The sequence below is a fragment of the Hominisplanchenecus sp. genome (assembly GCF_046967715.1).
GTDB lineage: Bacteria > Bacillota > Clostridia > Lachnospirales > Lachnospiraceae > Hominisplanchenecus > Hominisplanchenecus faecis.
Genome location: NZ_JBKVNQ010000003.1, coordinates 16,815 through 43,199, shown reverse-complemented (window position 1 = coordinate 43,199; position 26,385 = coordinate 16,815). Strand labels below are relative to the sequence as shown.

The window sequence follows — 26,385 nt, the reverse complement described above, 5'->3', positions numbered from 1 at the left end:
AAGATGGGCAAAATTGCATTTGTATTCCCGGGGCAGGGTGCACAGCATGCCGGCATGGGAAAAGAATTTTATGAGAGAAGTGAAAAGGCAAGAGAGATTTTTGACCTCGCTTCGAAAGCGACCGGGCTGGACATTCCGGCACTCTGTTTTGAAGAAAATGAAAAACTGAACGAAACGCAGTACACGCAGATTGCAATTCTCGCCTGTGAAGCAGCGATCCTTGGAGCAGTGCGGGAAGCAGGGCTTGCTGCGGATGTCAGTGCGGGGCTCAGCCTCGGAGAATATGGTGCACTGATCACGAGCGGTGTGCTGGATATGGAAACAGCATTTCGCGTGGTGCGTCAGAGAGGCGTTTTTATGCAGGAAGCAGTTCCGACAGGCGGAGCGATGGCGGCTGTGATCGGTATGGATGGAGAACAGATCCGGAAAATCTGTCAGGAAACAGAAGGCAGAGTTTCGGTGGCGAATTATAACTGTCCGGGGCAGGTCGTGATCACGGGAGAAGATACTGCTGTTGAGAGAGCGGGCATGGCTTTAAAAGAGGCCGGTGCAAGAAGGGTGCTGCCGCTCAAGGTCAGCGGTCCGTTTCATTCTCCAATGCTGGAAGGGGCAGGAAAAAAACTGGCAGAAGTCTTAAAAACGGTAACGGTACAGGCACCGGTAACCCCATATGTGACAAATGTCACAGCAGAATATGTGACAGAAGAGGAAGCAATCAAAGAACTTCTTGCAAAGCAGGTAGCATCTTCTGTGTTATGGCAGCAGAGTGTGGAGCGTATGATCGCAGATGGCGTTGATACATTTGTGGAGATCGGACCTGGGAAAACGCTAACTGGTTTTCTTCGAAAGATCGACTGCAGTGTCAAGGGATTTTCCATTGAAAAACCGGAAGATCTGGAAAAAGTACTGGAAAGCAGAGGTAATCGATAATGGAAGAAAAAATCGCACTGGTGACCGGTGCATCCAGAGGGATCGGTTCTCAGATCGCAAAAACACTGGCAAAGAAAAATATTTTTGTTGTGGTAAATTACAGCGGTTCAAAAGAGAAAGCAGAGCAGACGGCAGAAGAGATCATAAATGCGGGAGGAAAAGCCGTGGTTTATGGCTGTGATATTTCAGATTTTTATGCCACAGAAGATATGGTCAAAGAAATCGTAAAGCAATATGGACGGCTGGATATTCTCATCAATAATGCCGGAATTACAAAAGACAATCTGATCATGCGGATGAGCGAAGCAGATTTTGACCGTGTGATTGAAGTCAATTTAAAAGGTGCATTTAATACGATCCATGCAGCGGCAAGACAGATGATCCGCCAGAAAAGCGGAAAAATCGTAAACATCGCATCCGTATCCGGTGTGCTTGGAAATGCCGGTCAGGCAAATTATGCAGCTGCAAAAGCAGGGATCATCGGCCTTACCAAAACCATAGCCCGCGAATTTGCAGGCAGAAATATTCAGGTAAATGCCGTTGCACCAGGATTTATTGAGACAGATATGACAGAAAAACTTTCTGATACTATAAGAGAACAGGCAACACAGCAGATTCCGATGAAAAAATTCGGGCATCCGGAAGATGTAGCGGAAGCAGTGGCATTTCTTACATCTGATGCGGCATCCTATATCACAGGTCAGGTGCTCTGTGTGGATGGCGGCATGGCGATGTAATGTAAAAACAGGAGGCAAGATATGAGACGAGTTGTAGTGACCGGTATGGGAGCCGTGACACCAATTGGCATCGGTGTTGAGAATTTCTGGAACAGTGTCAAAGAAAAAAGAACCGGATTTGATAAGATCACCAAATTTGACACCACAGGGTTCAAGGCAAGCTTGGCGGCAGAGATCAAAGATTTTGATCCGAAAGAATTTATGGATTTCAAGGCAGCAAGACGTATGGAGTTGTTCTGTCAGTATGCAGTGGCGGCTGCAGCGGAAGCAATGAAGAATGCGGGCATTGATATGGAAAAAGAAGATCCTTACCGTGTGGGCTGTTATGTCGGTTCCGGTATCGGAAGTCTGCAGGCAATGGAACGGGAGCATAAAAGACTGCTGGAGCGTGGAGCATCCAGGATCAATCCGCTTCTTGTTCCGCTGATGATCTCTAACATGGCATGCGGAAATGTTTCCATTCAGCTGGGACTGAAAGGCAAAAGCCTGAATGTGGTGACTGCCTGTGCGACCGGAACTCATTCCATCGGCGAAGCGTTCCGCAGTATTCAGATCGGAGATGCCGATGTGATCGTGGCAGGCGGTACAGAAGCAGCTATCTGTCCGATGGGTGTCGGAGGCTTTTCCGCTCTGACGGCACTGTCTTCTGCGACAGATCCGAAACGTTGTTCCATCCCGTTTGACAAGGATCGCAGCGGATTTGTGATGGGTGAAGGTGCAGGTGTTGTTATTTTAGAAGAACTTTCTCATGCACAGGCAAGAAACGCCAATATTCTGGCGGAAGTGGTCGGCTATGGCTGTACCAGCGATGCTTACCATATCACATCACCGGCGGAAGACGGTGAGGGTGCGGCAAGAGCGATGAGTGATGCCGTTGCAGAGGCAAACATTGATAAAACAGAGCTGACCTATATCAATGCACACGGAACCAGCACACATCACAACGACCTCTTTGAGACCAGAGCGATCAAAAAAGCCTTTGGAGAGCATGCGTACAACATCCGCATCAATTCCACGAAATCCATGGTCGGTCATATGCTCGGTGCAGCCGGTGCGGTGGAATTTATCACCTGCGTCAAAGAACTGGAAGAAGGTTATATCCATCCGACCGTCGGATTTCTGGAAGCAGAAAAAGAGATGGATTTAAATTATGTGCCAGATACAGAAATCAGGGAATCGTTTGATTATGCCTTAAGCAATTCCTTCGGATTTGGCGGACACAATGCAAGTATTCTGATCAAAAAGTATCGCTAGGAGGAATCAGATATGGAGATCGAAAAAATTCTTACGCTGATCGATAAAGTTTCTGCATCCGGGCTGACTGAATTTACTTTAGAAGAAGGCAATCTTCAGCTTTGCATGAAAAAAGAAAAAGTCGTAAAGATCTGCACGGAAGATACCGCAGCAGAGCAGGGCGAGGTTTTTATGGAAGCAGGGAAAAACAGTGTCGCATCCCGTAATCCTGCAAACCATGATCCGGAAGAATCTTTTACAGGGAATATCGAAAATGAGGAAAATCTCGTCTGCTCACCGCTGGTCGGCACGTTCTATCTGGCACCGTCTCCGGAAGAAGATCCATTTGTAAAACCGGGAGATACGGTGACAAAAGGTCAGACGATCGGCATCATTGAAGCAATGAAACTGATGAATGAAATTGTGGCAGAGTGTGACGGTACCGTAGAAAAAGTACTTGCGGAAAACGGTGAGATGGTAGAATATGGACAGCCACTATTCTGTATTAAATAATATCGTCTTTGGAGGAAGAAAAAATGTCAGTGATGAAAGCAAAAGAAATCATGGAAGTGATCCCACACAGACAGCCGATGCTTCTGATCGATACGATTGAAGAACTGACACCGGGCGAGCATGGAATTGGCAAGAAGTGTGTCAGTTACAACGAACCCTATTTTGCAGGTCATTTTCCACAGGAACCAGTTATGCCTGGTGTACTGATGATTGAGGCTCTGGCTCAGGTCGGTGCAGTTGTGATGTTATCGTGTCCGGAATATAAAGGGAAAACAGCTTATTTTGGTGGCATCAACCAGGCAAAATTTAAACGGAAAGTGGTTCCGGGGGATGTCCTGATGCTGGAAGTGGAAATGATCAAGAAGAAAGGTCCGATCGGGATCGGAAAAGCCGTGGCAACGGTTGAAGGGGAAGTAGCCGTATCTGCAGAGCTGACCTTTGCGATCGGATAAAAAGGAGAGAAAGATGTTTCAGAAAATATTGATCGCCAACCGGGGGGAAATTGCACTTCGGATCATACGTGCATGCAGAGAACTTGGCATTCGTACCGTTGCCATCTATTCACAGGCGGATGCGGAAGCACTGCACGCTCAGCTGGCAGACGAAGCCATCTGTATCGGACCATCTGCCGCAGCGGAGAGTTATCTTGATATGGAACGTATTTTAAGTGCCTGTATTGCAGCAAAAGCAGATGCCATTCATCCGGGATTTGGATTTTTGTCGGAAAACAGTAAATTTGCAGATATGTGCAGAAAATGCGGGATCACCTTTATCGGTCCGTCCGCAGAGGTGATCGAACGCATGGGAAACAAATCCGAAGCCAGAAATACTATGATAAAAGCCGGCATCCCGGTTGTGCCGGGAACCGAAAGACCACTCACTGATGCCGGGAAAGCAAAAGAGGCGGCAGATCAGATCGGCTATCCGGTCATGATAAAAGCGGCACTTGGAGGCGGAGGAAAAGGCATGCGGCTTTCGCAGACAGCGGAAGATTTTCTGGAAAATTTCAAGGTAGCACAGCTGGAAGCAATCCGCGGTTTCGGAGACGATTCCATGTATATCGAGAAATATATCGAAGAGCCGAAACATATTGAGTTTCAGATTCTTGCCGATAAATTCGGCAACGTCATTCAACTTGGGGAGCGTGACTGTTCCATTCAGAGAAATCATCAGAAAGTGATTGAAGAATCTCCAAGCAGCGTGCTGGATGAAAGACTGCGAAAAGAAATGGGAGCGGTGGCAGTGCGTGCCGCAAAAGCGGCAGCTTACGAAAATGCCGGAACGATTGAATTTCTTCTGGATAAGCAGAAGCGTTATTATTTTATGGAGATGAACACCCGGATCCAGGTAGAACATCCGGTGACCGAAATGGTATCTGGCGTGGATCTGATCAAGGAACAGATTTATATTGCAGCCGGTTTGCCGCTTGATCTGACGCAGGAAGAGATCACGTTACGCGGTCATGCACTGGAATGTCGCATCAACGCCGAAGATCCAAAGAAGAATTTTATGCCGTGTCCTGGAAAGCTCGGTCAGATACATTTGCCGGGTGGCTTTGGCGTGAGGGTTGATACTGCTATTTACGGTGGATGTGAGATATCGCCTTACTATGATTCAATGGCGGCAAAAGTGATTGTTCATGACAGGACAAGACAGGGGGCGATCCAGAAAATGAGAAGTGCCCTTGGCGAACTGGTTTTGGAAGGGATCACAACAAATCTTGATTTTCAGTTTCAGATTCTGGATGATGAGGATTTTATCAATGGAAATTTTGATACTTCTTTTATAGAGAAAAAGTTTCAGATGGAAAAAGAATAAGGAGGCCAAAGCATGGCAATTTTCAAATCCATGTTTAAAAAGACAGGCTATATAAAAATTGGATCGCAGCCAGAAGAGAAGGGACCGTCTGTACCGGATGGTATGTGGCTGAAGTGCTCAAAATGTAAAAAAATGGTCTATCGGGAAGATGTAAAAGAAAAGTTTTACACCTGTCCGAAATGCGGTGACTATTTTCGAATCAAGGCAAAGACCAGACTTCGCCTGCTGCTTGATAAAGGAAGCTTTCAGGAATGGGGAACGGATATCGAAGAGAAAAATCCGATTGATTTTCCGGAATACGAAGAAAAACTTTCTGATACAAGAAGAAAAACAGGATTAAAGGAAGCCGTTACGATCGGAAAAGGAAGCATCTGTGGATGGGAAACGGTAATCGGTGTGTGCGATGCCAGATTTCTGATGAGCAGCATGGGATATGTAGTAGGAGAGCGTATCACGCAGGCATTTGAACAAGCGACAGAGGAAAAACTGCCAGTGATCCTGTTTTGTTGTTCCGGTGGGGCGAGAATGCAGGAAGGGATTATTTCTCTGATGCAGATGGCAAAAACAGCAGCGGCAATCAGACGTCACAGCGATGCAGGCCTTCTTTACATTCCGGTGCTGACGGATCCGACAACGGGTGGTGTGACGGCAAGTTTTGCCATGCTTGGCGATGTGATCCTTGCAGAGCCAGGAGCCCTGATTGGATTTGCAGGTCCGCGTGTGATCCGTCAGACAACCGGTGAAAAACTGCCGGACGGATTCCAGAGAGCGGAGTTTTTGCTGGAAAAAGGCATGATCGATGCGATTATTGAGCGTAAAAATATGAGAGAAGAACTTGGAAAATTACTTAGGCTTCACACTCAGAAAGCAGCAAAAACCTTTGCATCAAAAGCAAGCATGTTCCAGACAGATCTTATAGAAGAAAAGCACTCTGATAAAGAAAATAAAAAGGAGAAAAGTGCCTGGGAGCGGGTGGAACTGTCACGCAGTCCGGCAAGATGCACGGCGGGAGATTATATCGATCAGATTTTTGAAGATTTTACTGAACTTCACGGGGATCGCTGCTTTGGAGATGATGGAGCTGTGATCGGCGGGATTGCCACACTTTCGGGTATTCCGGTTACAGTCATCGGACAGCAGAAGGGGAAAAATACCAGGGAAAATATCCGCTGCAATTTTGGCATGGCATCTCCGGAAGGCTATCGTAAGGCACTTCGTCTGATGAAACAGGCAGAAAAATTCCATCGTCCGATCATCTGTTTTGTGGATACGCCGGGGGCTGCCTGCGGGATCGGAGCAGAAGAACGCGGACAGGGCAGAGCGATCGCAGAAAATCTCAGTGAGATGTCAGGTCTGAAAGTTCCGGTACTCAGCATTGTGATCGGAGAAGGCGGAAGCGGAGGGGCACTTGCCCTTGCCGTGGCAAATGAAGTCTGGATGATGGAAAATGCCACCTACTCGATCCTTTCGCCGGAAGGATTTGCATCGATTCTCTGGAAAGACGGAAAACGTGCAAAAGAAGCGGCAGGGATCATGAAGATCACGGCAAAAGATTTAAAAGAACTTGGTGTGATCGAGTGGATCGTTCCGGAAGTCGAACCGGCACAGAAGAAAAATCTGGAAACGATTGCAGGAAACATGAAAGAACATATGCTCTGTTTCCTGGAAAAACAGGAAGAAAAAAGCGAAGATCAGCTTGCCATAGAACGCTACGAGCGTTTTCGCAGGTATTAGATGTCTGACTTTGACATCGTACAAAAGGACGGAATATATATGGACAGAAAACCATTAAAAATCGGAGACTTAACTGCAAGGATTCCGGTGATCCAGGGCGGAATGGGTGTTGGGATCAGTCTTTCGCATCTGGCAGGCAGTGTGGCGGCAAATGGCGGTGTCGGTATCCTTTCTGCCGCACAGATCGGATTTCGCGAGCCAGATTTTGAAGAACATCCAAAAGAAGCGAATCTGCGTGCCATACAGTCCCAGCTTGCAAAGGCAAGAGCACTTGCAGGCGGCGGAATCGTCGGATTTAATATCATGGTTGCCACAAAAGATTATGCAGATTACGTGAAGGCTGCTGTAAAAGCCGGGGCGGATCTGATCATTTCCGGGGCAGGGCTTCCGGAAAAACTCCCGGAATATGTAAAAGGCAGCAACACGAAGATCGCACCGATCGTTTCCACAGAAAAAGCGGCCAAAGTGATGCTGCGGATCTGGAAAAGAAAATACAATGTTGTGCCGGATCTGTTGGTGATCGAAGGACCAAAAGCAGGCGGACATCTGGGCTTTCACCGGGAACAGCTGGAAATGTTTACGGATGAGACCTATGCACAGGAAGTAAAAAAAATCCTGACCGTAGTAAGAGAAATCGAAGCGGACAGCCACAAAAATATACCGGTCGTGCTGGCAGGCGGGATCTATGACCGTGCCGATATGGATCGGGCTCTGGCACTTGGCGTGGATGGCGTACAGATGGGGACACGCTTTGTCACGACATACGAGTGTGACGCAGATCTGTCTTATAAACAGGCGTACATCGACTGTAAAAAAGAACAGATCGGTATTGTCAAAAGCCCTGTCGGCATGCCGGGGCGTGCTATTTTCAATACCTTTATCAAACATGGTTCGCATAAAATTGATAAAAAATGTCTCCATTGCCTGGAACACTGTAATCCAAAAGAAATCCCTTACTGTATCACACGTGCATTGATCGCGGCGGCGAAAGGAAATCTGGACGAAGCACTGCTGTTCTGTGGGGCAAATGCCTGGAAGGCAGAAAAACTGGAGCATGTGGCGGACATTATGGAAGAACTAAAGTAAAATCTTCGGAATTCTGGAAATGCAGATATCTGTCTGTTTTCAGAATTCCGGGGATTTTTTTCTCTGTACAAATTACAAAACAGAGTATATAATGAAGTGAAATGACGTTTTGGGAAGCATAGAAAAGCCCAAGGATGAGGAGGAAAGATATGAGCAAAGTCAGAACACGTTTTGCACCAAGTCCGACAGGAAGGATGCACGTAGGAAATTTAAGAACTGCATTATATGCATATCTGATTGCAAAACATGAAGGAGGAGACTTTATTCTCCGTATAGAGGACACCGACCAGGAGCGTTACGTGGAAGGTGCATTGGATATTATTTACCATACACTCAAAGAAACAGGTCTGGTTCATGATGAAGGTCCGGATCTGGATGGCGGCGTTGGTCCGTATGTACAGAGCGAGCGTCAGGCACAGGGCATTTACCTGAAATATGCCAAAGAGCTGGTTGAAAAAGGGGAAGCCTATTACTGTTTCTGCGGCAAAGAGCGTCTGGAATCTTTAAAACAGGAAGTTGCCGGAAAAGAAATTATTGTTTATGACAAACACTGTCTGCATCTTTCCAAAGAAGAAGTAGAAGCCAAACTGGCAGCAGGCGTTCCGTATGTTATCCGTCAGAACATCCCGAATGAAGGAACGACTTCTTTCGAAGATGAGATTTACGGAAAGATTGAAGTTCCGAACTCAGAGCTGGATGATATGATTCTGATTAAATCTGATGGATATCCGACCTACAATTTTGCAAATGTAGTTGATGACCACCTGATGGGCATCACTCATGTGGTAAGAGGAAATGAATATCTGTCATCTTCACCGAAATACAATCGTCTGTATGCGGCATTTGGCTGGGATGTTCCGGTTTATGTGCACTGCCCGCTGATCACAAACGAAGAGCATAAAAAGCTGAGCAAACGCTGCGGTCATTCTTCTTACGAAGACCTGATCGAGCAGGGATTTGTGACAGAAGCAGTTGTAAACTATGTGGCACTGCTTGGATGGTGTCCGTCTGACAACCGTGAGATCTTCTCTCTGGAGGAGCTGGTAGAAGCTTTTGATTATCATCATATGAATAAATCACCGGCTGTTTTTGATATGGGCAAATTAAGATGGATGAACGGTGAATATATCAAGGCAATGGATTTTGATAAATTCTACGAGCGTGCACTGCCATATCTGAAAGAAGCGATCCACAAAGATCTGGATCTGAAAAAGATCGCATCTCAGGTTAAGACACGTATCGAAGTATTTCCGGAGATCAAAGAGCTGATCGATTTTTATGAAGAAGTTCCGGAGTATGATACACAGATGTATTGCCACAAAAAAATGAAAACAACAGAGGAAACTTCTCTGAACCTGTTAAAAGAAGTACTTCCTCTGCTTGAGGCACAGGATGATTACAGCAACGATGCACTGTTTGAGGCACTGGTAGCATTCGGTAAAGAACATGGATATAAGACCGGGTATATCATGTGGCCGATCCGTACTGCTCTTTCCGGTAAACAGACAACACCGGCAGGTGCAACCGAGATACTGGAGATTCTTGGAAAAGAAGAATCCATCAAACGCATCCATGCGGCAATAGAGAAATTGGAGAAATAATCTATGAGTTTGAGTGAAACTCAGTCCAGGGCAGTCGCCCATGGAGCAGGTCCCTGCATCTGTCTTGCAGGGCCTGGCTCCGGAAAAACCACCGTTATCACCGAGAGAACAAAATACCTGATCGAAAAGCAGGGGATCAGCCCATCGGAAATCCTGGTCATCACGTTTACCAAAGCAGCATCCATCGAGATGCGGGAGCGTTTTCACAATGCAATGAAGGGACGTTATGCACCGGTTACTTTTGGTACCTTTCATGCGGTATTTTTTACGATCCTCAAAGCTGCCTATCACTATACGGCAGAAAATATTTTAAGAGAAGAAGAGAAATATACGATCCTGCGTGATATTTTGGAACCGATGGATCTGGAGATCGAAGATGAGAAGGAGTTTCTTTTGGGTGTCACAGAGGAGATCAGTCTGATCAAAAACGAGCGGATATCGCTTGAGCATTATTATTCTTCTAATTGCCCGGAAGATGTGTTCCGCAGTATTTTCAGAGAATATCAGCAGGCTCTGATACGGAAACGGAAACTGGATTTTGATGATATGCTGGTCTGCACTTACGAACTGTTAAAAGCAAGACCGGATATCTGCAGGGGATGGCAGAAACGTTTCCGCTATATTCTGATCGATGAATTTCAGGATATCAATGCGATCCAGTATGAGACGGTCAAACTTCTGGCACAGCCTGGAAACAATCTGTTTATCGTCGGCGATGATGACCAGTCTATCTATCGTTTTCGCGGTGCAAAGCCGGAGATTATGTTGAATTTTCAGAAAGATTTTCCGAAAGCTGTGATGATCCAGCTTGCAGAGAATTACCGTTCGACGGAGTGCATCATCAAAGGAGCCGGCAGGGTGATCGCTCACAACACCAACCGTTTTCAGAAAAGCACACATGGCATCCGCGGAAACGGAGAGAAGATCACAATCTCTTTCTTTCAGAATCAGGCAATGGAGGCTCTGGCGGTTGTCAAAAAAGTGCAGGATATGCTGCGAGACGGAAGAGAGCCGCAGGAGATCGCAGTTCTGTTCCGGACGAATACCGGAGCACGTATTTATCTGGAAAAATTCATGGAATACAACCTCCCGTTTCGGATGCGGGACGGACTGCCGAATATTTACGAACACTGGATCGCAAACGATCTGTTTACTTACATACGCATTGCAAACGGAAATCGCAGCCGGAAAGATTTTCTGCAGATCATAAACCGTCCGAACCGTTATATCAGCCGTGATTATCTGGATTCCCAGACGGTTACACTGGAAGGACTGCGGCAGAAATGTCAGGGGCGGGACTGGATGGAAGATCGGATCGACCGCCTGGAATATGATCTTTCCTGTATTGCGAAAATGAAGCCTTATGCGGCGATTAATTATATCAGGAATGCGGTAGGATATGAAGAATATTTGAGAGAATATGCACAGTTTCGCAGGATCAAGCCGGAAGAGCTGTATGAGGTTTTAGATGAACTTCAGGAAGCAGCCAGAAGTTTTGATACTTTTGATGCCTGGTGTGTCCATATGGAAGAATATAAAGAAGCTTTGCAGAAAAAGAGCAGTGAGCAGAAAGAAGAAGCAAAGGTGGTTGTTTTTACAACACTGCACAGTGCCAAAGGTCTGGAGTTTCCGGTGGTATTTCTTGTGGATGCAGTGGAAGGCAATATGCCGCACCGGAAAGCAGTGATGGATGCGGATATCCAGGAAGAACGCCGTCTGTTTTATGTGGGCATGACGCGGGCAAAAGACAAGCTCTATCTGTATTATGCAAAAGAACGCTATGGGCAGGAGCTGTCCTGTTCCAGATTTATTGAAGAACTGCGAGGAGACGGCACACCAAAACCCGGACAGGGAGAAAAAAGGAGACAGACGATATGACATCAAATACAGAGAAAAGTTTGCAGATTTTAAAAGAAGAGATACAAAGGCTGGAAGAACAGGGCATTTCCGGGCATATTTTAGAAGAACTTATGGAATTTCGAAGAGAAAATGATACGGGCGATGCGGCAGAAGAACGCTGCATCCGTCCGCAGATCCCGTTTTTCGGAAAAGAGGTTTTGGAAATGGCGATCGCGGCTCTGTTAGCGGGCGAAAACGTGCTGCTCTGCGGTGGAAAGGCCACCGGGAAAAATATTCTTGCAGAAAATCTTGCCTGGCTTTTTAGAAGGCCAACTTATAATATTTCTTTTCATGTCAATACAGACAGCAGTACACTGATCGGTACGGATACGTTCCGCAACAACGAAGTCCAGCTGCGGGAAGGTCCGATTATCCAGTGTGCAAAAACCGGAGGTTTTGGGATTCTTGATGAAATCAACATGGCAAAAAACGATGCCGTATCGGTGTTGCATGCAACTTTGGATTACCGCAGAGCAATTGATGTGCCGGGATACGAAAGAGTTGCACTTCATCCGGCTACGCGTTTTATCGGTACGATGAACTACGGCTATGCCGGCACAAAAGAGTTAAACGAAGCACTTGTTTCCAGATTTGTGGTCATCAATATGCCGTCACCGGATGAGGAAACTCTGAATCATATTTTAAAGAGCATGTATCCAACCTTAAAAGAATCTGCGGCAGAGCAGTTTGTCGGTCTGTTTCTGGATCTTCAGACAAAAGCCCAGAACAGCGAGATTTCTGCCAAAGCACTGGATCTTCGAGGGCTCCTGGCGGCGATCGGGCTGATGAAGATCGGACTTTCACCGATCCGGGCAATCCATATGGGCGTGGGCAACAAAAGCTTTGACCTGTTCGAAAGGGAGATGGTAGAAGATATCATTATGACCAGAATCCCGTCATCGCTTGAAGCAGCGGAGGTGTTTGAAGATTGACAAACGAAGAGCTGGAACATGGCAGTTTTGAGATTGAGAACCGCATCCGCAACCTGATGTGGACGATCAGCGGAGATTATGATCTGGATACGAAGCCGGATGTGACATCTTTTTACAAATCAAAATACATTTCTATTTACGATGCCATCAAGCAGGGAGCTTTTTCCAGGTTTTTTGACAAGGATGCTTTTGCACTCTATCTTCTGAAAAAAGTGTATCTCGGGGCAGATGAAAGTCAGCTTGTGACATTGGGACAGATCTGTGTGGAGGCGGCATGCCATGACAAGATCGCAAAGGAGCGGCCCGGTGTCCCGGATATCCGCAAAAAAGCGTTTGAGGCGATCATGGACCACGATTTTGAAAAAATGCTGGACACGTATACCGGAAAAGTCAAACTTGCCTATATGAGAGAAGCACTGACCGGGAGTGCTCCGGCGGACAGCCGCGTGATCCGCCCGTTTGAACAGCTGAAAAGGCTGGAACAGGCACAGAAAACGGAAGAACTGGTGCAGGCGGTTGATTGGTTTTACAATCAGATGGTTGATCCGACGTTTGAAAAGAGAGTCGGAGATCTGGAAAAAGTCCTTTCCGTCAGCACAGAAGAATTATCCGGCTTTGACTGGCAGGATTTTCTGGAAGAAGAAGCGGCGGAAGATGCTTATCGGAGGATGCAGCATCAGCTGGCAGATGCCATGACTTCTTTTTCTGAGAAGGAAAAAGAAAAAAAGGAACAGGAGCAAAAGGGCGGTACGCAGGTGATCGGGCTGGATGATGAAGCAATTGCAAAAATGAACAGTTACATTGAACTCAATTATGGCAGGAGTTACCTGACACCGCTGGTGGCAGAACGCATCAACCATCAGATCTGCACAGGGGCACATGCAGACTGTACTTTATATTTTACAGATGGGATCCTTGCAAATATGGTGAAAGTCAACGCCCAGTCAGAGTATGCCAGAAGGACGAAAGAAGTCAACTGGCGTGTATACGAGCAGAACCGCAGAATGGCAAAACAGAATATTGATATGCTGACCAATGTTTTAAAACGTGCACTGGTAGCCAGGAACGAAAAAGAAACCTATGTGGGAGAATCTGGTAGAATCCTGCCAAATCGCCTCTGGAATATCGGACGGACAGAGAACAGAAAATTGTTTCTGCAGGAGAGCAGGCGTTATAATACCGATTTTGTGGTTGAAGTGCTGATCGACGGCAGCGGTTCCCAGAGAAGCAGACAGAGCCATGTGGCACTGCAGGCTTTTATGATCAGTGAGGCACTCACCAATGTTGGAATCCCACACCGGGTTATGAGTTTCTGCACGTTCTGGGATTATACGGTCATGCGGAGATTTCGGGAATACGAGGATGGAAGAGAAGCAAACCTGCGTATTTTTGAATTTTACGGCTCTTCCAACAACCGGGACGGACTGGCTGTGCGTGCTGCAGCCGCAGGGCTTCTGAAAAGAGACGAAGAAAACAAAATCCTGATCGTGTTAAGTGACGGAAGACCAAATGATATTGTAGTCAATCGCCCGAACAGCCGCAATCCCAGGCCTTATTTCGGTGATTATGGCACAAAAGATACGGCAATGGAAGTACGGCATCTGCGAAATGCGGGTGTATCCGTACTCGGTGTTTTTACTGGGGAGGAAGGGGATCTTCAGGCGGAGCGGAGAATTTTCGGCAAAGATTTTGCCTATATCCGCAGAATTGATAATTTTTCGGCAGTAGTCGGAAGATATTTAAAAAAACAGCTGGAAGAGACTTGTAATTAACATCTAAATCCTTTACAATAAAATGCGAGTGCAAAAAAGCACTCCGAAAACTTGCGTAAAAGTATCTTAAAAATACAGGAAAGTATGGTGGACCATGGGAATCATTGAGGCGGCGAAGCTGGCATTTGAATATAAAAAGTATGACGAAAATGGGGGAGTCGAAGAGACGATCCGTGCCGTGGACGGTGTGGATCTGGATGTGAAAAAAGGCGATTTTGTGGCAATTCTGGGGCATAATGGTTCCGGAAAGTCCACGCTTGCCAAGCAGATCAATGCGATTTTGACACCGACAGACGGTACCTTGTATGTGGACGGTATGGATGTGCGGGATGAAAAGAATATCTGGGAGGTACGTAAAACGGCCGGGATGGTATTTCAGAATCCGGACAACCAGATCATCGGTACGGTGGTCGAAGAAGATGTCGGATTCGGACCGGAAAACATGGGAATACCGACCGAGGAGATTTGGGAGAGAGTTGAAGAGAGTCTCAAAAGTGTCGGCATGTGGGAATATCGCAAAAATTCTCCAAACAAACTTTCCGGCGGACAAAAACAGCGTGTGGCGATCGCCGGCGTGGTTGCAATGCATCCAAAATGCATCGTTCTGGATGAGCCGACCGCAATGCTGGATCCGAACGGCCGAAAAGAAGTGATTCGTGCCGTGCGTGCGTTAAATCAGGTAGAAAAAGTAACTGCCATTTTGATCACGCATTATATGGAAGAAGTTATCTATGCAGATAAAGTAATCGTGATGGATGATGGAAAAATCGTTATGCAGGGGACACCGTTCGAGATTTTTGCTCAGGTGGACACTCTGAAAAAATACCGTCTGGATGTGCCACAGGTGACTCTTCTGGCACACGAACTGAGAAAAACCGGTGTTGATCTGCCGGAATGTGTACTAAGTACGGAGGAGTTGGTAAAGGCATTATGTCAATGAAATTAAAAAAAGTAAGCTACGTTTACAGTGAGGGCGATGCGTTTGAGAAAAAAGCACTCGATGAGATTAGTCTGGAAATTCCGGACGGACAGTTTATCGGGATCATCGGTCATACCGGCTCCGGGAAATCTACGCTGATCCAGCATTTAAACGGACTGCTTCGGGCAACTTCCGGTGCGATTTATTATGATGGAGAAAATATTTATCAGGAAGGTTACGACATGCGTACCCTGCGAAGTAAGGTCGGTCTGGTCTCCAGTATCCGGAGCACCAGCTTTTTGAAGTCGATGTTTTTTCTGATGTCTGCTTTGGACCGAAAAATCTGGGATTATCCAAAGAAGAAGTGGAAGAGCGGGCAAAAAAAGCACTGACACAGGTTGGCCTGGATGAAAGCTATTATAAGAAATCACCGTTTGAACTTTCAGGCGGTCAAAAAAGGCGTGTGGCGATTGCAGGTATCCTTGCGATGCATCCGCAGGTGTTGATCCTGGATGAGCCGACCGCAGGCCTTGATCCGAAAGGACGCGATGAGATCCTGGATCAGGTAGCACTGCTTCAGAAAGAACGTAAGATCACAGTTATACTGGTGTCGCACAGCATGGAAGATGTTGCCAGATATGTAGATCGTATTATTGTAGTAAATGACGGAAAGATTTTGTTTGATGATACACCAAAACAGGTCTTTCAGCATTATAAAGAGCTGGAAAGCGTCGGACTTGCAGCACCTCAGGTCACTTATGTGGTAAAGGCTCTGAAAGAAAAAGGCTGGGATATTGACACGACAGCAACCACGGTAGAAGAGGCAAAAGAAGCCATTCTTTTGGCAATCAAGAAAAGGGAAAAGATATGTTAAGAGATATTACATTAGGACAATACTATCCGTCTGATTCCGTAATCCACAAAATGGATCCCCGCGTCAAACTGTTTGGGACGATCGTATTTATTATTTCACTGTTTTTGTTTCAGAAGATCAGTGTCTATGTTGTGGCAACACTGTTTCTGGCTGCTGTGATCATGATCTCAAAAGTGCCGTTTTCTTTTATGGTCAAAGGATTGAAGGGGATTTTTGTGCTGATGATGATCACCGTTGTGTTTAATCTGTTTCTGACACCGGGAACGACAGCATTTGCGATCTGGAAATTAAAAGTTACCTGGGAAGGTATCCGGCAGGCTGCTTTTATGGCTGTGCGCCTGACCTATCTGATCCTTGGATCTTCAGTGCTGACGCTGACTACGACACCGAATAATCTGACGGACGGACTGGAAAAAGCCCTTTCCCCGCTGAAAGTCATCAAAGTTCCGGTGCATGAGATATCCATGATGATGTCCATCGCACTTCGTTTTATCCCGATCTTGCTCGATGAGACAGACAAGATCATGAAAGCTCAGATGGCAAGATGTGCCGATTTTGAGAGCGGCGGACTGATCAAGAAAGCAAAAAGCCTGGTACCGCTGCTTGTTCCGCTTTTTATTTCGGCATTTCGCCGGGCAAATGACCTTGCGATGGCGATGGAAGCCAGAGGGTACCGCGGCGGTGAAGGAAGAACGAAGATGAAGCCACTGATCTATAAAAAAAGAGACCATGTTGCATATGTGATACTGCTGACTTATCTGGTATGTATTATTACAACGGGCAATATCATAGCATTTTAACCAAATCAAGGAAGTCCTCTGCTTCAATCGCGAATATCCGCTTGACAAGAAGCCCTGATTCATGAAAATTATTTCGTGAAACAGGGCTTTTAATAAAGAAAAAAACAGAATTCAAGTCGAACGCATATAAGATGCGGCATGCGATTCTGGACAGCTCGGCTGATATACATCTAAAATAAAAGCCATATCAGATGGCAGAATGGAGAAAAAATATGAAACGAGTGAAACTCATTGTAGCATACGACGGAACAAATTATCATGGCTGGCAGACACAGCCAAATGCAGTTACCATAGAAGAAGTCTTAAATCATCATTTATCAGAACTGTTAAAAGAAGAAATCAAAGTGATCGGGGCGAGCCGCACCGATGCAGGTGTGCATGCTCTGGGAAACGTGGCTGTTTTTGATACCAGTGCACGTATGCCTGCCGACAAGATTTCTTATGCATTAAATACAAGGCTGCCGGAAGACATCCGTATCCAGGACTCCTGCGAAGTGCCGTCTGATTTTCATCCGCGTTTTCAGAAAACCACCAAAACCTATGAATATCGCATCCTGAACCGCCGATTTCCGGATCCGACCAGAAGATTAAATTCTTTTTTTTATTATTATCCATTAGATGTAGTGAAGATGCAGGAAGCATCGTTGTATCTGGTAGGAGAACATGATTTTAAAAGCTTCTGTACCGAGAAACCGGAAGTAACAAATACAGTTCGCACAATCTATTCTCTGAATGTGATAAAAGAAGGTGATATGATCATAATACGTGTCACAGGCAATGGATTTCTTTACAACATGGTCCGCATTATTGCCGGCACGTTAATCCGCGTGGGAGGCGGATTCATCGAGCCGCAGCAGATCAAAAAAATCCTTGAGGCAAAAGACCGGACGCTCGCAGGGGAGACAGCGAGACCGGAAGGGCTGACACTGATCGGGATTCGCTATGGTGGGAATATTCAGGGCGAACGCATGTGAGACCTGACAATAAATGATTACAGGGGGTTTGTGAAGTTAGTGCAGATGTGAGAAAAATCACAGCGAAATATCAGAAATGTTGTAGAATAAAAACCGTGATCAAAAATCAGGAGGTGGATATTATGAAGAGAAGGAAAAACATACTGGCAGTGCTACTGGCAGTCACAGTTATGGCAACTGCGATGCCGGGCAGTGCGATAGCAGCACCGGTGGACGGACAGACAACGGAAGTCTCTGCCAAAGCCGGAACAGAAAAAGCAGAGAAAAAAGAGCAGATCCGTGTAATCAGCATTACGGATCCGAAACTGGAAAAAGGTTCTTTTGCCAGGGGAACAAAGGTCAAAGATATGAAACTTCCGGATAAGCTTTCTGCCAGAGGCTATAAAGAGAAAGACAGCAAAAAAGCAGAGGATATCAAGATCAAAGATGTTACATGGAAAACAGACTATAAAGAGGATTCCACAGCAGGCAAGTATACCTTTACCGCACAGATTACGGATGATTATAAGCTGGCAAAAGATGTGGTGCTTCCGAAACTGACGATTGAGATCACAGAAGCTCAGACAAAGACAACCGAAAAACAGCCAGAGACAAAGGCTGCAGAGACAAAACAGCCAGAGACAAAGGCAACCGAAGTAAAGAAGCCTGAGATGAAAACAACCGAAAAAACGCCAGAAGTGAAGAAACCGGAAACAAAGGCAACGGAAAAGAAGCCTGAGACGAAGATCAGTGAGAAGCAGCCGGAGACAAAGGCAACCGAAGCAAAGAAGCCTGAGACGAAAACAACCGAAAAAACGCCAGAAGTGAAGAAACCGGAAACAAAGGTAACCGAAAAAACGCCAGAAGTGAAGAAACCGGAAACAAAGGTAACCGAAAAAGAAACAGAAGTCAGGAAACCGGAAACAAAGGCAACGGAAAAGAAGCCTGAGACGAAGATCAGTGAGAAGCAGCCGGAAACAAAGGCAGATGCAAAAGCAAAAGATGCGAAGTCAACGGAGTCTGAAAAAGAATCCGAAACGAAACAGTCAGAGACGAAGGAATCCGAAACGAAACAGTCAGAGACGAAAGAATCGGAAACAAAAGAATCTGAAACAGAAAATACGAATCTGAAGATCACTGCTTTTGAAGTGAAAGATGCCAAAGTGACGATCGATGAGGAAAAACAGACAATCACCGTTCTTATGCAGAAGAGCGATACAGATCTGAAAAAACTGGCACCGAAGATCACGGTTCCGGCAGGTGTGACCGTAGATCCGGCAAGTGAAAAAGAAGTAGATTTCTCTGCATCAGATAAAATACCGGTCATCTATAAACTTACCAGAACCGCAGAAGACGGAAAAACCGTGACAAGAGAATATAAAGTTGCGGCGACCATCTGCAAACATGACTGGAAAGAAGCGACCTGTACGGAGGCAGCCATCTGCAAGCTCTGTGGGGTAACAGGAGAAGCGGCTCTTGGGCATGACTGGAAGGAAGCAACCTGTACAGAAGCGGCCGTCTGCAAACGCTGTGGCATCAAAGGATCAGCAGCTCTTGGGCATGACTGGACAAAAGCAACCTGCAAAGTAAAGAGCACCTGCAAACGCTGCAAGATCACACGAGGCAAACTGGCTGCTCATACCTGGAGCAAATGGAAAGTCACAGCCGAAGCAACGCATGAGAAGAAGGGGAAAAAAGAACGTAAGTGTGGCATATGCAAGAAGAAAGAGACCAAGACACTGCCAAAGATCAACTTGATCGGAGAAGCAGACAACAATAAGATTGAAGGACTGACAAATGGCGGCAATTATGCGACCGGTGCCAACATTACCTTCAAGGCAGTTGGTGACCGGATGGATAACAAAGCACCGATCGAAGGAGATGTGCGTTATCTTCCGGTATCCTGGACCTGCGGAACAGGAAAAGGAGATCTGAACGAAACAAACGCCTATGCCAGAACACTCCAGTTTACAACAGCCGGAACCTATACACTGAATGTGACATATGAGCGTCAGCTCTATAAAGACGGCAAGTGGATTGCCAAAGGGGATGCCGATGTACAGACAGTACAGCTGAATGTGACCGGCAATACAATCACCAACAGCACGAACAAAGGTGCTTCTGGTTCAAACTCGAATGTCCGGGTGGCAGCTGTAACCGGTGACAATTCCCCGATTGTTTTACTTTCAATCGTGCTTGCAGCGTCTCTTGCAGCACTCATCGCATTGTTTGTATCCGGCATACGACGCAAAAACAACAGAAAATAAGCCATCTGTCAAACTGTGACGGAAAACAGCAGAAATGATTTTTAAAGGAGTTAAAAAATCCCCTGCAGACAAAAACCTGCAGGGGATTTTAACATACACAGAAAAATTGCTCCATGAAAAAGATTAGTTTTCCATATCTTCAAATTCTGCATTATCCAGCCATTCATCGAATGCATCCGCAACCATTTCATATTCTTCGTCACTTTCGATGTTATCCAGTGTCGGATTTCCGTTTACTTCCTGGAAACGGTACAGATACACGTCACCTTCTTCAGAAGCATTGCCCTTTTCATCCAGCGGAAGCAGTGCAATGTATTCTTTTTCATCTGCTTCAAAGATCGTCAGGATCGCACACTCCATCATGGAACCATCGTCCAGTGTCAGAGTAACGGTTGCTTTTTCACAGTCACTTTTGGAACCGCATGCATCGCAGGAACCAGCACATCCGTTTTCAAAATCGCTCATTCGTATTTACCTCATTTCTTTATAGTTATGCTACTGTTCGTTGCAGCAAGAATGCCCAGGCATTCTTGGATTCGCTGTAACACTTCCTCCACTTTAACAGACAAGTACAAGAAATGCAAGTAGATTTGTAAAAGAAAAGATGATATGATAAAAAGAAAGCAGAGGAAGGAGCATGATGGATGAAACTGATATCGTGGAACGTAAACGGGCTGCGTGCCTGTGTACAGAAAGGATTTTTAGATATTTTTAAGGAGCTGGATGCGGATATGTTCTGTATTCAGGAAAGCAAACTCCAGGAAGGGCAGATCAGCCTTGAACTGGAAGGTTATCATCAGTACTGGAATTATGCGATAAAAAAAGGCTATTCCGGAACGGCCATCTTTACCAGAAGAGAGCCAATGTCCGTGGCATACGGCATCGGTATCGAAGAACATGACCAGGAAGGCCGCGTGATCACCCTGGAATTTGCAGAATTTTACCTGGTGACGGTCTACACGCCAAATTCGCAGAGTGAACTTGCAAGACTGGATTATCGTATGCGATGGGAAGATGCATTTCTTTCCTATCTGAAAGGGCTGGAAGAGAAAAAGCCGATTGTATTTTGCGGAGATCTGAATGTGGCACACAAAGAAATTGATTTGAAGAATCCAAAAACCAACCGAAAAAATGCCGGTTTTACGGATGAGGAACGCGGAAAATTTTCTACATTGCTGGGACAGGGATTTATCGACACCTATCGCTATTTTTATCCGGATCAGGAAGGAATCTATTCCTGGTGGTCTTATCGTTTCCAGGCAAGGAAGAAAAATGCCGGATGGCGTATTGATTATTTCTGTGTCTCGGAAAGTCTGAAGGAAAAACTGGTGGATGCCAAGATCCACACGGAAATCATGGGTTCTGATCATTGCCCGGTAGAGCTGGATATTGATCTTTGAAACGGAAAAAGAGTGTGAATATAATGCAAGGTGCATTGTGAAAAGAGACAATTTACAGTTTCTTATTGCAATGCATCTTTTGCTTTAGTATAATTGTATAGAAGACAGAGACAAGGAGCCGGCATTTTATGAATATTATCAATATAGAACATATCAGCAAGATTTTTGGCGGAAAAGTGATTTTTGATGACGTTTCCTGTGGCATTTCCGAAGGAGAGAAGATCGGTGTGATCGGTATCAACGGAACCGGAAAAACAACACTTTTGCGTGTGCTTGCTGGACTGGAACAGCCAGATGAAGGGCAGGTAATCACACAGAACGGGATCCGGATCGCATACCTGCAGCAGAATCCGGCATTTCCGGAAGAAAAAACCGTACTTTCCTATGTGACAGATGGTATGTGGGACATGGACTGGACACTGCAAAGTGAAGCAAAGAGCATGCTCAATCAGCTGGGCATTGTGGATCATGAGCAGCCGCTGGCAGAGCTTTCCGGTGGTCAGAGGAGAAAGGCGGCACTTGTACGGACACTGGTGCAGGATTTTGATGTACTGCTGCTGGACGAGCCGACCAACCATTTGGATAATGAGATGCTCACATGGCTGGAAGACTATTTGAATCGTTATAAAGGAACCGTGATCATGGTAACGCATGATCGCTATTTCCTGGATCGTGTGAGTAATCGGATCCTGGAGCTGGATCATGGGAAAATTTACAGTTATGAAGCAAATTATTCAAAATTTCTGGAGCTGAAAGTGCAAAGAGAAGAGATGGCACTGGCAACGGAGCGAAAAAGACAGAGCGTCCTTCGTATGGAACTTGAATGGGCAAAACGCGGCTGTCGTGCGAGAAGTACCAAACAGCGTGCGAGACTGGAGCGTCTTGAGGCTTTAAAAGCGGGAAAAGCACCGGTCAGTGACGCCACACTTGAGATTGAAGCAACAGCTGCAAGAATGGGCAGAAAGACAGTAGAACTGCATCATATCAGCAAACGCTACGGAGAGAAAGTACTGATCGATGATTTTGATTACATTGTTCTGAAAAATCAGCGGCTTGGCATCATCGGACCGAACGGATGCGGCAAATCAACGCTGATCAAGATCATTGCCGGGCTGATCGAGCCGGACAGTGGGAGCGTGGAGATCGGTGAGACGATTCAGCTTGGATATTTTGCACAGGAAGTGCCGGATATGAATACCGAGCAGCGGGTGATCGATTACATCAAAGATGTGGCAGAGTATCTGCCGACAAAAGACGGGAAGATCTCGGCATCTCAGATGCTGGAGCGATTTCTGTTTACACCGGAAATGCAGTATGCACCGGTATCCAAGCTTTCTGGCGGGGAGAAAAAAAGACTGTACCTGCTGAAAGTTATTTTTACCGGGGCAAATGTATATCTGTTTGATGAGCTCTCCAATGATATTGATATTCAGACGCTGACGATTCTGGAGGATTTCCTGAACAGTTTTCCGGGGATTGTGATCACCGTATCCCATGACCGCTATTTTCTGGACAATGTGGTGGACCGCATTTTTGAATTTGACGGAAACGGTCATTTGCAGCAGTACGAAGGTGGTTATACCGACTATCTGGAAACAAAACAGAAAAGAACATCACAAGAAACATCGGAAAGCGGGAATGCACTTTTCGGGAAATCCGGAAAGGGAAAGTCTGAGGAAGGGAGTTCAAAATCTTCCAGAGACTGGAAGCAGAACCGTAAGACAAAACTGAAATTTTCCTATAAAGAACAGAAAGAATTTGAAACGATCGATGACGACATCGCACAGTTAGAAGATGGGATCGCCGCTCTGGAAGCTGAGATTCTGGCAAATGCAACAAATCCGGGAAAATTAAACGAACTGATGAAAGAAAAAGAAAAGGCGGAGCATGCACTGGAAGAAAAGATGAATCGATGGGTTTATTTAAATGATCTGGCGGAAAAAATAGAGTCACAGAAAGGTTGATGAAAGTGGAAACATTCCAGGCAATGGGAGCCGTTCCGGTCAAAGACGGAATCGTCTTTTCGATGGAACGCAAAAACAACGAAGAAGCCAGCCTGCTTCTTTATAAAAAAGGCAGTAAAGAAGTAATACAGGAAATACCGTTTCCTGCAACAAACACGATTGGAGATATCGTCTGTGTCAAAGCAGAAAAAATAGCATCTGCACGATATGAATACAATTTTTGCATAGATGGAAAAGTAACTTTGGATCCTTATGCAAAAGTACTGATCGGAACCGGGAAATTTGGTGAGGAGCATCCGGAGGGACACGAAGTCCGCTGTGCGATGATCGCCGGAAATTACGACTGGGAGGATGACCGGAAACCGCAGATCGCATACGAAGATGCCGTGATGTACAGCTTTCATGTACGTGGGTTTACAAAACAGCGTTATTCCGGTGTGCGTCATAAGGGAACCTTCCTTGGAATCACCGAGAAGGCGGAATATTTCAAAGAGCTTGGCATCAATCAGATCAAGCTGATGCCGGCCTATGAATTCACTGAAATGGAGTCTGTGAAAACACATGCCCGGTACCGTAAAGAAGAAGAGCTTCCGAAGCGTCTGAACTACTGGGGCTATACAAAGGCCTTTCATTTTGCCCCGAAACGTGCCTATGCAGCGACAAAAGATCCGGTGCGTGAATTTAAAGATATGGTAAAGACCATGCACCGTCTTGGTATCGAAGTTCTGATGGAATTTTATTTTCCGGAAGGATGCAGCCCGCGTTATATTACAGAATGTCTGCAATACTGGGTGCAGGAATATCATGTGGATGGATTTCATGTCCGCGGCGTGCAGGGCATCTGTAACCTGATGGCGACGGATCCACTGTTTGCAGATACCAAGCTTTTAAATATTTATTTCCCGGTGGAGGAGATCTATGGCAAGAAGAATCTGCCAAAAAAACGGATGGTGGCAGAGTGCAACGATGGGTTTATGATCGATGTCCGGCGTTTCTTAAAAGGAGACGAAGAGAGCCTGAAAGCATTTGCAGAGCGGATGAGGCGGAATCCAAAGGGCAGCGGGCTGATCAATTACATAGCAAGCCATGACGGGTTCACATTATGTGACCTGGTATCTTATGAAGAACGTCACAATGAAGATAACGGCGAGCAGAACCGTGACGGAAGAGTGCAGAATTACAGCTGGAACTGCGGAGAAGAAGGAAAAAGCCGCAAAAAGAAAATTCTGGAGCTTCGAAACCGTCAGATGAAAAATGCATGGTGTATGCTGCTTTTGTCGGCAGGAACGCCGATGATCCTTGCCGGAGATGAGTTCTGCAACTCGCAGCTTGGCAACAACAATCCATATTGTCTGGACAATGAGATTTCCTGGCTTGACTGGAAAGGATATAAATCCGGAAACAGTGAAATGTTCCGGTTTGTAAAAGATCTGATCGCATTTCGCAAAAAGCATAAAATCCTGCATATGGGACAGGAACTGAGCATGACGGACAGCTTATCCTGCGGTTTTCCGGGGATTTCCTATCACAGCAGCAGTGCGTGGTACGGGGAACTGGACGGGCAGAACCGTAAGATCGGTGTCATGTACTGCGGCAAATATGCCGATGAGGATGAACTGATCTATATTGCCTATAATATGCACTGGATGGAGCATACTTTTGCACTTCCGGCTTTGCCGAGCGGCTATCGCTGGAATGTGGCTCTGGATACGAGTGAGGGCATTTTGGAAGAGGACAAATGGCGTCTGTTGCCGGACAGCAGACAGGTACAGGTATCGTCAAGGACGGTAACTGTGTTGATTGGAAGGAAGCATAAAGATGTTAAAGAAAGTAATCGGACACTTCACAACCATCACAAGGCATAAGATCCTGGTGATGAAAGAGTGTTTTAAAATCGGACTTTACAAACAGGGACTGACACACGACCTGTCAAAATATTCGCCGACGGAGTTTCTGGTCGGATGCAAATATTATCAGGGCAACCGCAGTCCGAACAATGCAGAGAGAGAAGAGACCGGCGTATCCAAAGCATGGTTGCATCACAAAGGACGCAACCGCCATCATTTTGAATACTGGATCGATTACAGTGTGGAAAAAGACGGCAACCCGATGACCGGTATGCCGATGCCGAGAAAATATATCGCAGAGATGATGATGGATCGTATGGCGGCATCCAAGATCTACAACGGAAAAAACTATAACGATCATTTCCCGCTGCAGTATTATGAAAAGGGGAAGCACCATTATATGATGCATCCCCAGACAGAAAAAGATCTGGTAAAACTGTTGACAATCCTCGATAAAAAAGGCGAAGATTATCTTTACCGTTATATCCGGCAGGTTTACCTGAAAGGAAAGTGATCATTCCGGATAGATCAGGCGGTCTGCTTTGATATCGGTCAGAACTTCATCTAAATATTTTTTTGCCAGGTAGTTTGCCATGGAAAGATTCATATCCAGATAATTGCCGCAGTCTTTTGGTGATGCCCCAGGTACTTCATCGTGGAAATCGCGGATAAAGGTAAACATTTCTGTGACCAGAGGGACGATGTCTTTGGATTCATAATCTCCTGCGAGAAGCAGATAAAAACCGGTGCGACATCCCATCGGGCCAAAGTATACAGTTTTATCAGCAAAAATCGGATGATTGCGAAGGAAAGTAGCACCGAGATGCTCGATCGTGTGGAGTTCAGCGGTATTCATGACAGGCTCCTCATTTGGGGAAGTCATGCGAAGATCAAACGTTGTGATCGTATCTGCACCGATGTGGTCCTTGCGGGATACATAAATGCCCGGCTGCAGTTTGATATGGTCTATGGTGAAACTTGCTATTTTTTTCAATGGAAAAACCTCTCTTTCTGTTTTTTTCAATATTTTTGATGTGGGTATCAGACGAGAAGGCACATATTGCGGCTTCCTGTTTTGATCCAGACATCCTGTCTTCAGTATAGCA

The 26,385-nt window shown here is 45.9% G+C and carries 22 protein-coding genes and 1 pseudogene; 21 read left to right on the top strand and 2 right to left on the bottom strand.

The window, feature by feature from the left end; genetic code table 11:
• Positions 1-3 precede the first annotated feature (3 nt).
• From fabD to ACLTL4_RS00775, 17 genes and pseudogenes are all read left to right on the top strand, one after another.
• Entirely contained in the window at positions 4-930 is a 927-nt protein-coding gene (fabD, locus tag ACLTL4_RS00855; RefSeq protein WP_173897489.1) for an ACP S-malonyltransferase, read from the top strand.
• Positions 927-1,667 carry a 3-oxoacyl-[acyl-carrier-protein] reductase gene (gene fabG / locus ACLTL4_RS00850; RefSeq protein WP_147631604.1) on the top strand — a complete coding sequence of 247 codons (741 nt, stop codon included), beginning with the start codon at positions 927-929 and terminating at the stop codon, positions 1,665-1,667. Before fabD ends, fabG begins: the two co-directional genes overlap by 4 nt.
• Positions 1,668-1,688: 21 nt before the next feature.
• Complete coding sequence (gene fabF, locus ACLTL4_RS00845; RefSeq protein ID WP_173866021.1) at positions 1,689-2,921, top strand: beta-ketoacyl-ACP synthase II; 1,233 nt, start codon at positions 1,689-1,691, stop codon at positions 2,919-2,921.
• Positions 2,922-2,933: 12 nt separating this feature from the next.
• Entirely contained in the window at positions 2,934-3,413 is a 480-nt protein-coding gene (gene accB / locus ACLTL4_RS00840) for an acetyl-CoA carboxylase biotin carboxyl carrier protein (protein WP_173866020.1), read from the top strand.
• 23 nt (positions 3,414-3,436) lie between these two features.
• Positions 3,437-3,865 carry a 3-hydroxyacyl-ACP dehydratase FabZ gene (gene fabZ, locus ACLTL4_RS00835; protein WP_173866019.1) on the top strand — a complete coding sequence of 143 codons (429 nt, stop codon included), beginning with the start codon at positions 3,437-3,439 and terminating at the stop codon, positions 3,863-3,865.
• Between the two features lie 13 nt (positions 3,866-3,878).
• Positions 3,879-5,231 carry an acetyl-CoA carboxylase biotin carboxylase subunit gene (locus ACLTL4_RS00830; RefSeq protein WP_173866018.1) on the top strand — a complete coding sequence of 451 codons (1,353 nt, stop codon included), beginning with the start codon at positions 3,879-3,881 and terminating at the stop codon, positions 5,229-5,231.
• Positions 5,232-5,243: 12 nt separating this feature from the next.
• Positions 5,244-6,965 (top strand): acetyl-CoA carboxylase carboxyltransferase subunit alpha, encoded by a 1,722-nt coding sequence (locus ACLTL4_RS00825; RefSeq protein ID WP_173866017.1) that lies wholly within the window; start codon positions 5,244-5,246, stop codon positions 6,963-6,965.
• A 39-nt stretch (positions 6,966-7,004) separates the two neighbouring features.
• Positions 7,005-8,051 carry an NAD(P)H-dependent flavin oxidoreductase gene (locus tag ACLTL4_RS00820; RefSeq protein WP_022118610.1) on the top strand — a complete coding sequence of 349 codons (1,047 nt, stop codon included), beginning with the start codon at positions 7,005-7,007 and terminating at the stop codon, positions 8,049-8,051.
• A gap of 149 nt (positions 8,052-8,200) precedes the next feature.
• On the top strand, positions 8,201-9,652 hold the full coding sequence (gltX, locus tag ACLTL4_RS00815) for a glutamate--tRNA ligase (protein WP_215659769.1): 1,452 nt from the start codon (positions 8,201-8,203) through the stop codon (positions 9,650-9,652).
• Between the two features lie 3 nt (positions 9,653-9,655).
• Complete coding sequence (locus tag ACLTL4_RS00810; RefSeq protein WP_412320157.1) at positions 9,656-11,530, top strand: ATP-dependent helicase; 1,875 nt, start codon at positions 9,656-9,658, stop codon at positions 11,528-11,530.
• Positions 11,527-12,483, top strand: coding sequence for an AAA family ATPase (locus ACLTL4_RS00805; protein ID WP_022118613.1), 957 nt, complete (start codon positions 11,527-11,529; stop codon positions 12,481-12,483). The genes ACLTL4_RS00810 and ACLTL4_RS00805 overlap by 4 nt, the downstream gene beginning before the upstream one ends.
• The gene (locus ACLTL4_RS00800; protein ID WP_412320155.1) at positions 12,480-14,255 is read left to right on the top strand and encodes a cobaltochelatase CobT-related protein; all 1,776 of its coding nucleotides are present in this window, start codon (positions 12,480-12,482) and stop codon (positions 14,253-14,255) included. The genes ACLTL4_RS00805 and ACLTL4_RS00800 overlap by 4 nt, the downstream gene beginning before the upstream one ends.
• Before the next feature lie 94 nt (positions 14,256-14,349).
• Entirely contained in the window at positions 14,350-15,195 is an 846-nt protein-coding gene (locus ACLTL4_RS00795; RefSeq protein WP_412320154.1) for an energy-coupling factor transporter ATPase, read from the top strand.
• A pseudogene (locus ACLTL4_RS00790) lies at positions 15,186-16,048 on the top strand (energy-coupling factor transporter ATPase). The gene ACLTL4_RS00795 and the pseudogene ACLTL4_RS00790 overlap by 10 nt, the downstream one beginning before the upstream one ends.
• Positions 16,042-16,848: an energy-coupling factor transporter transmembrane component T family protein gene (locus ACLTL4_RS00785; RefSeq protein WP_173866012.1), complete on the top strand. Its 807-nt coding sequence runs from the start codon at positions 16,042-16,044 to the stop codon at positions 16,846-16,848. The pseudogene ACLTL4_RS00790 and the gene ACLTL4_RS00785 overlap by 7 nt, the downstream one beginning before the upstream one ends.
• A gap of 212 nt (positions 16,849-17,060) precedes the next feature.
• Complete coding sequence (truA, locus tag ACLTL4_RS00780; RefSeq protein WP_147631595.1) at positions 17,061-17,822, top strand: tRNA pseudouridine(38-40) synthase TruA; 762 nt, start codon at positions 17,061-17,063, stop codon at positions 17,820-17,822.
• Between the two features lie 122 nt (positions 17,823-17,944).
• Entirely contained in the window at positions 17,945-20,068 is a 2,124-nt protein-coding gene (locus ACLTL4_RS00775) for a hypothetical protein (protein ID WP_412320153.1), read from the top strand.
• A 123-nt stretch (positions 20,069-20,191) separates the two neighbouring features.
• Here ACLTL4_RS00775 and ACLTL4_RS00770 read toward each other — a convergent pair whose 3' ends face one another.
• On the bottom strand, positions 20,192-20,533 hold the full coding sequence (locus ACLTL4_RS00770) for a DUF1292 domain-containing protein (protein WP_022119471.1): 342 nt from the start codon (positions 20,531-20,533) through the stop codon (positions 20,192-20,194).
• 179 nt (positions 20,534-20,712) lie between these two features.
• On the opposite strand from ACLTL4_RS00770, the gene ACLTL4_RS00765 reads away from it, so the two are divergent.
• From ACLTL4_RS00765 to ACLTL4_RS00750, 4 genes are all read left to right on the top strand, one after another.
• Positions 20,713-21,468: an exodeoxyribonuclease III gene (locus ACLTL4_RS00765; protein ID WP_022119472.1), complete on the top strand. Its 756-nt coding sequence runs from the start codon at positions 20,713-20,715 to the stop codon at positions 21,466-21,468.
• 128 nt (positions 21,469-21,596) lie between these two features.
• Entirely contained in the window at positions 21,597-23,432 is a 1,836-nt protein-coding gene (locus tag ACLTL4_RS00760) for an ABC-F family ATP-binding cassette domain-containing protein (protein ID WP_147631589.1), read from the top strand.
• The gene (locus ACLTL4_RS00755; protein ID WP_412320152.1) at positions 23,432-25,297 is read left to right on the top strand and encodes a hypothetical protein; all 1,866 of its coding nucleotides are present in this window, start codon (positions 23,432-23,434) and stop codon (positions 25,295-25,297) included. The genes ACLTL4_RS00760 and ACLTL4_RS00755 overlap by 1 nt, the downstream gene beginning before the upstream one ends.
• Positions 25,251-25,793, top strand: coding sequence for a DUF5662 family protein (locus tag ACLTL4_RS00750; protein WP_147631586.1), 543 nt, complete (start codon positions 25,251-25,253; stop codon positions 25,791-25,793). The genes ACLTL4_RS00755 and ACLTL4_RS00750 overlap by 47 nt, the downstream gene beginning before the upstream one ends.
• On the opposite strand, the gene ACLTL4_RS00745 is transcribed toward ACLTL4_RS00750, so the two are convergent.
• Positions 25,794-26,273, bottom strand: a complete 480-nt coding sequence (locus tag ACLTL4_RS00745) for an S-ribosylhomocysteine lyase (RefSeq protein WP_173866007.1) — start codon at positions 26,271-26,273, stop codon at positions 25,794-25,796. It lies immediately after the preceding gene.
• Between the last annotated feature and the right edge of the window lie 112 nt (positions 26,274-26,385).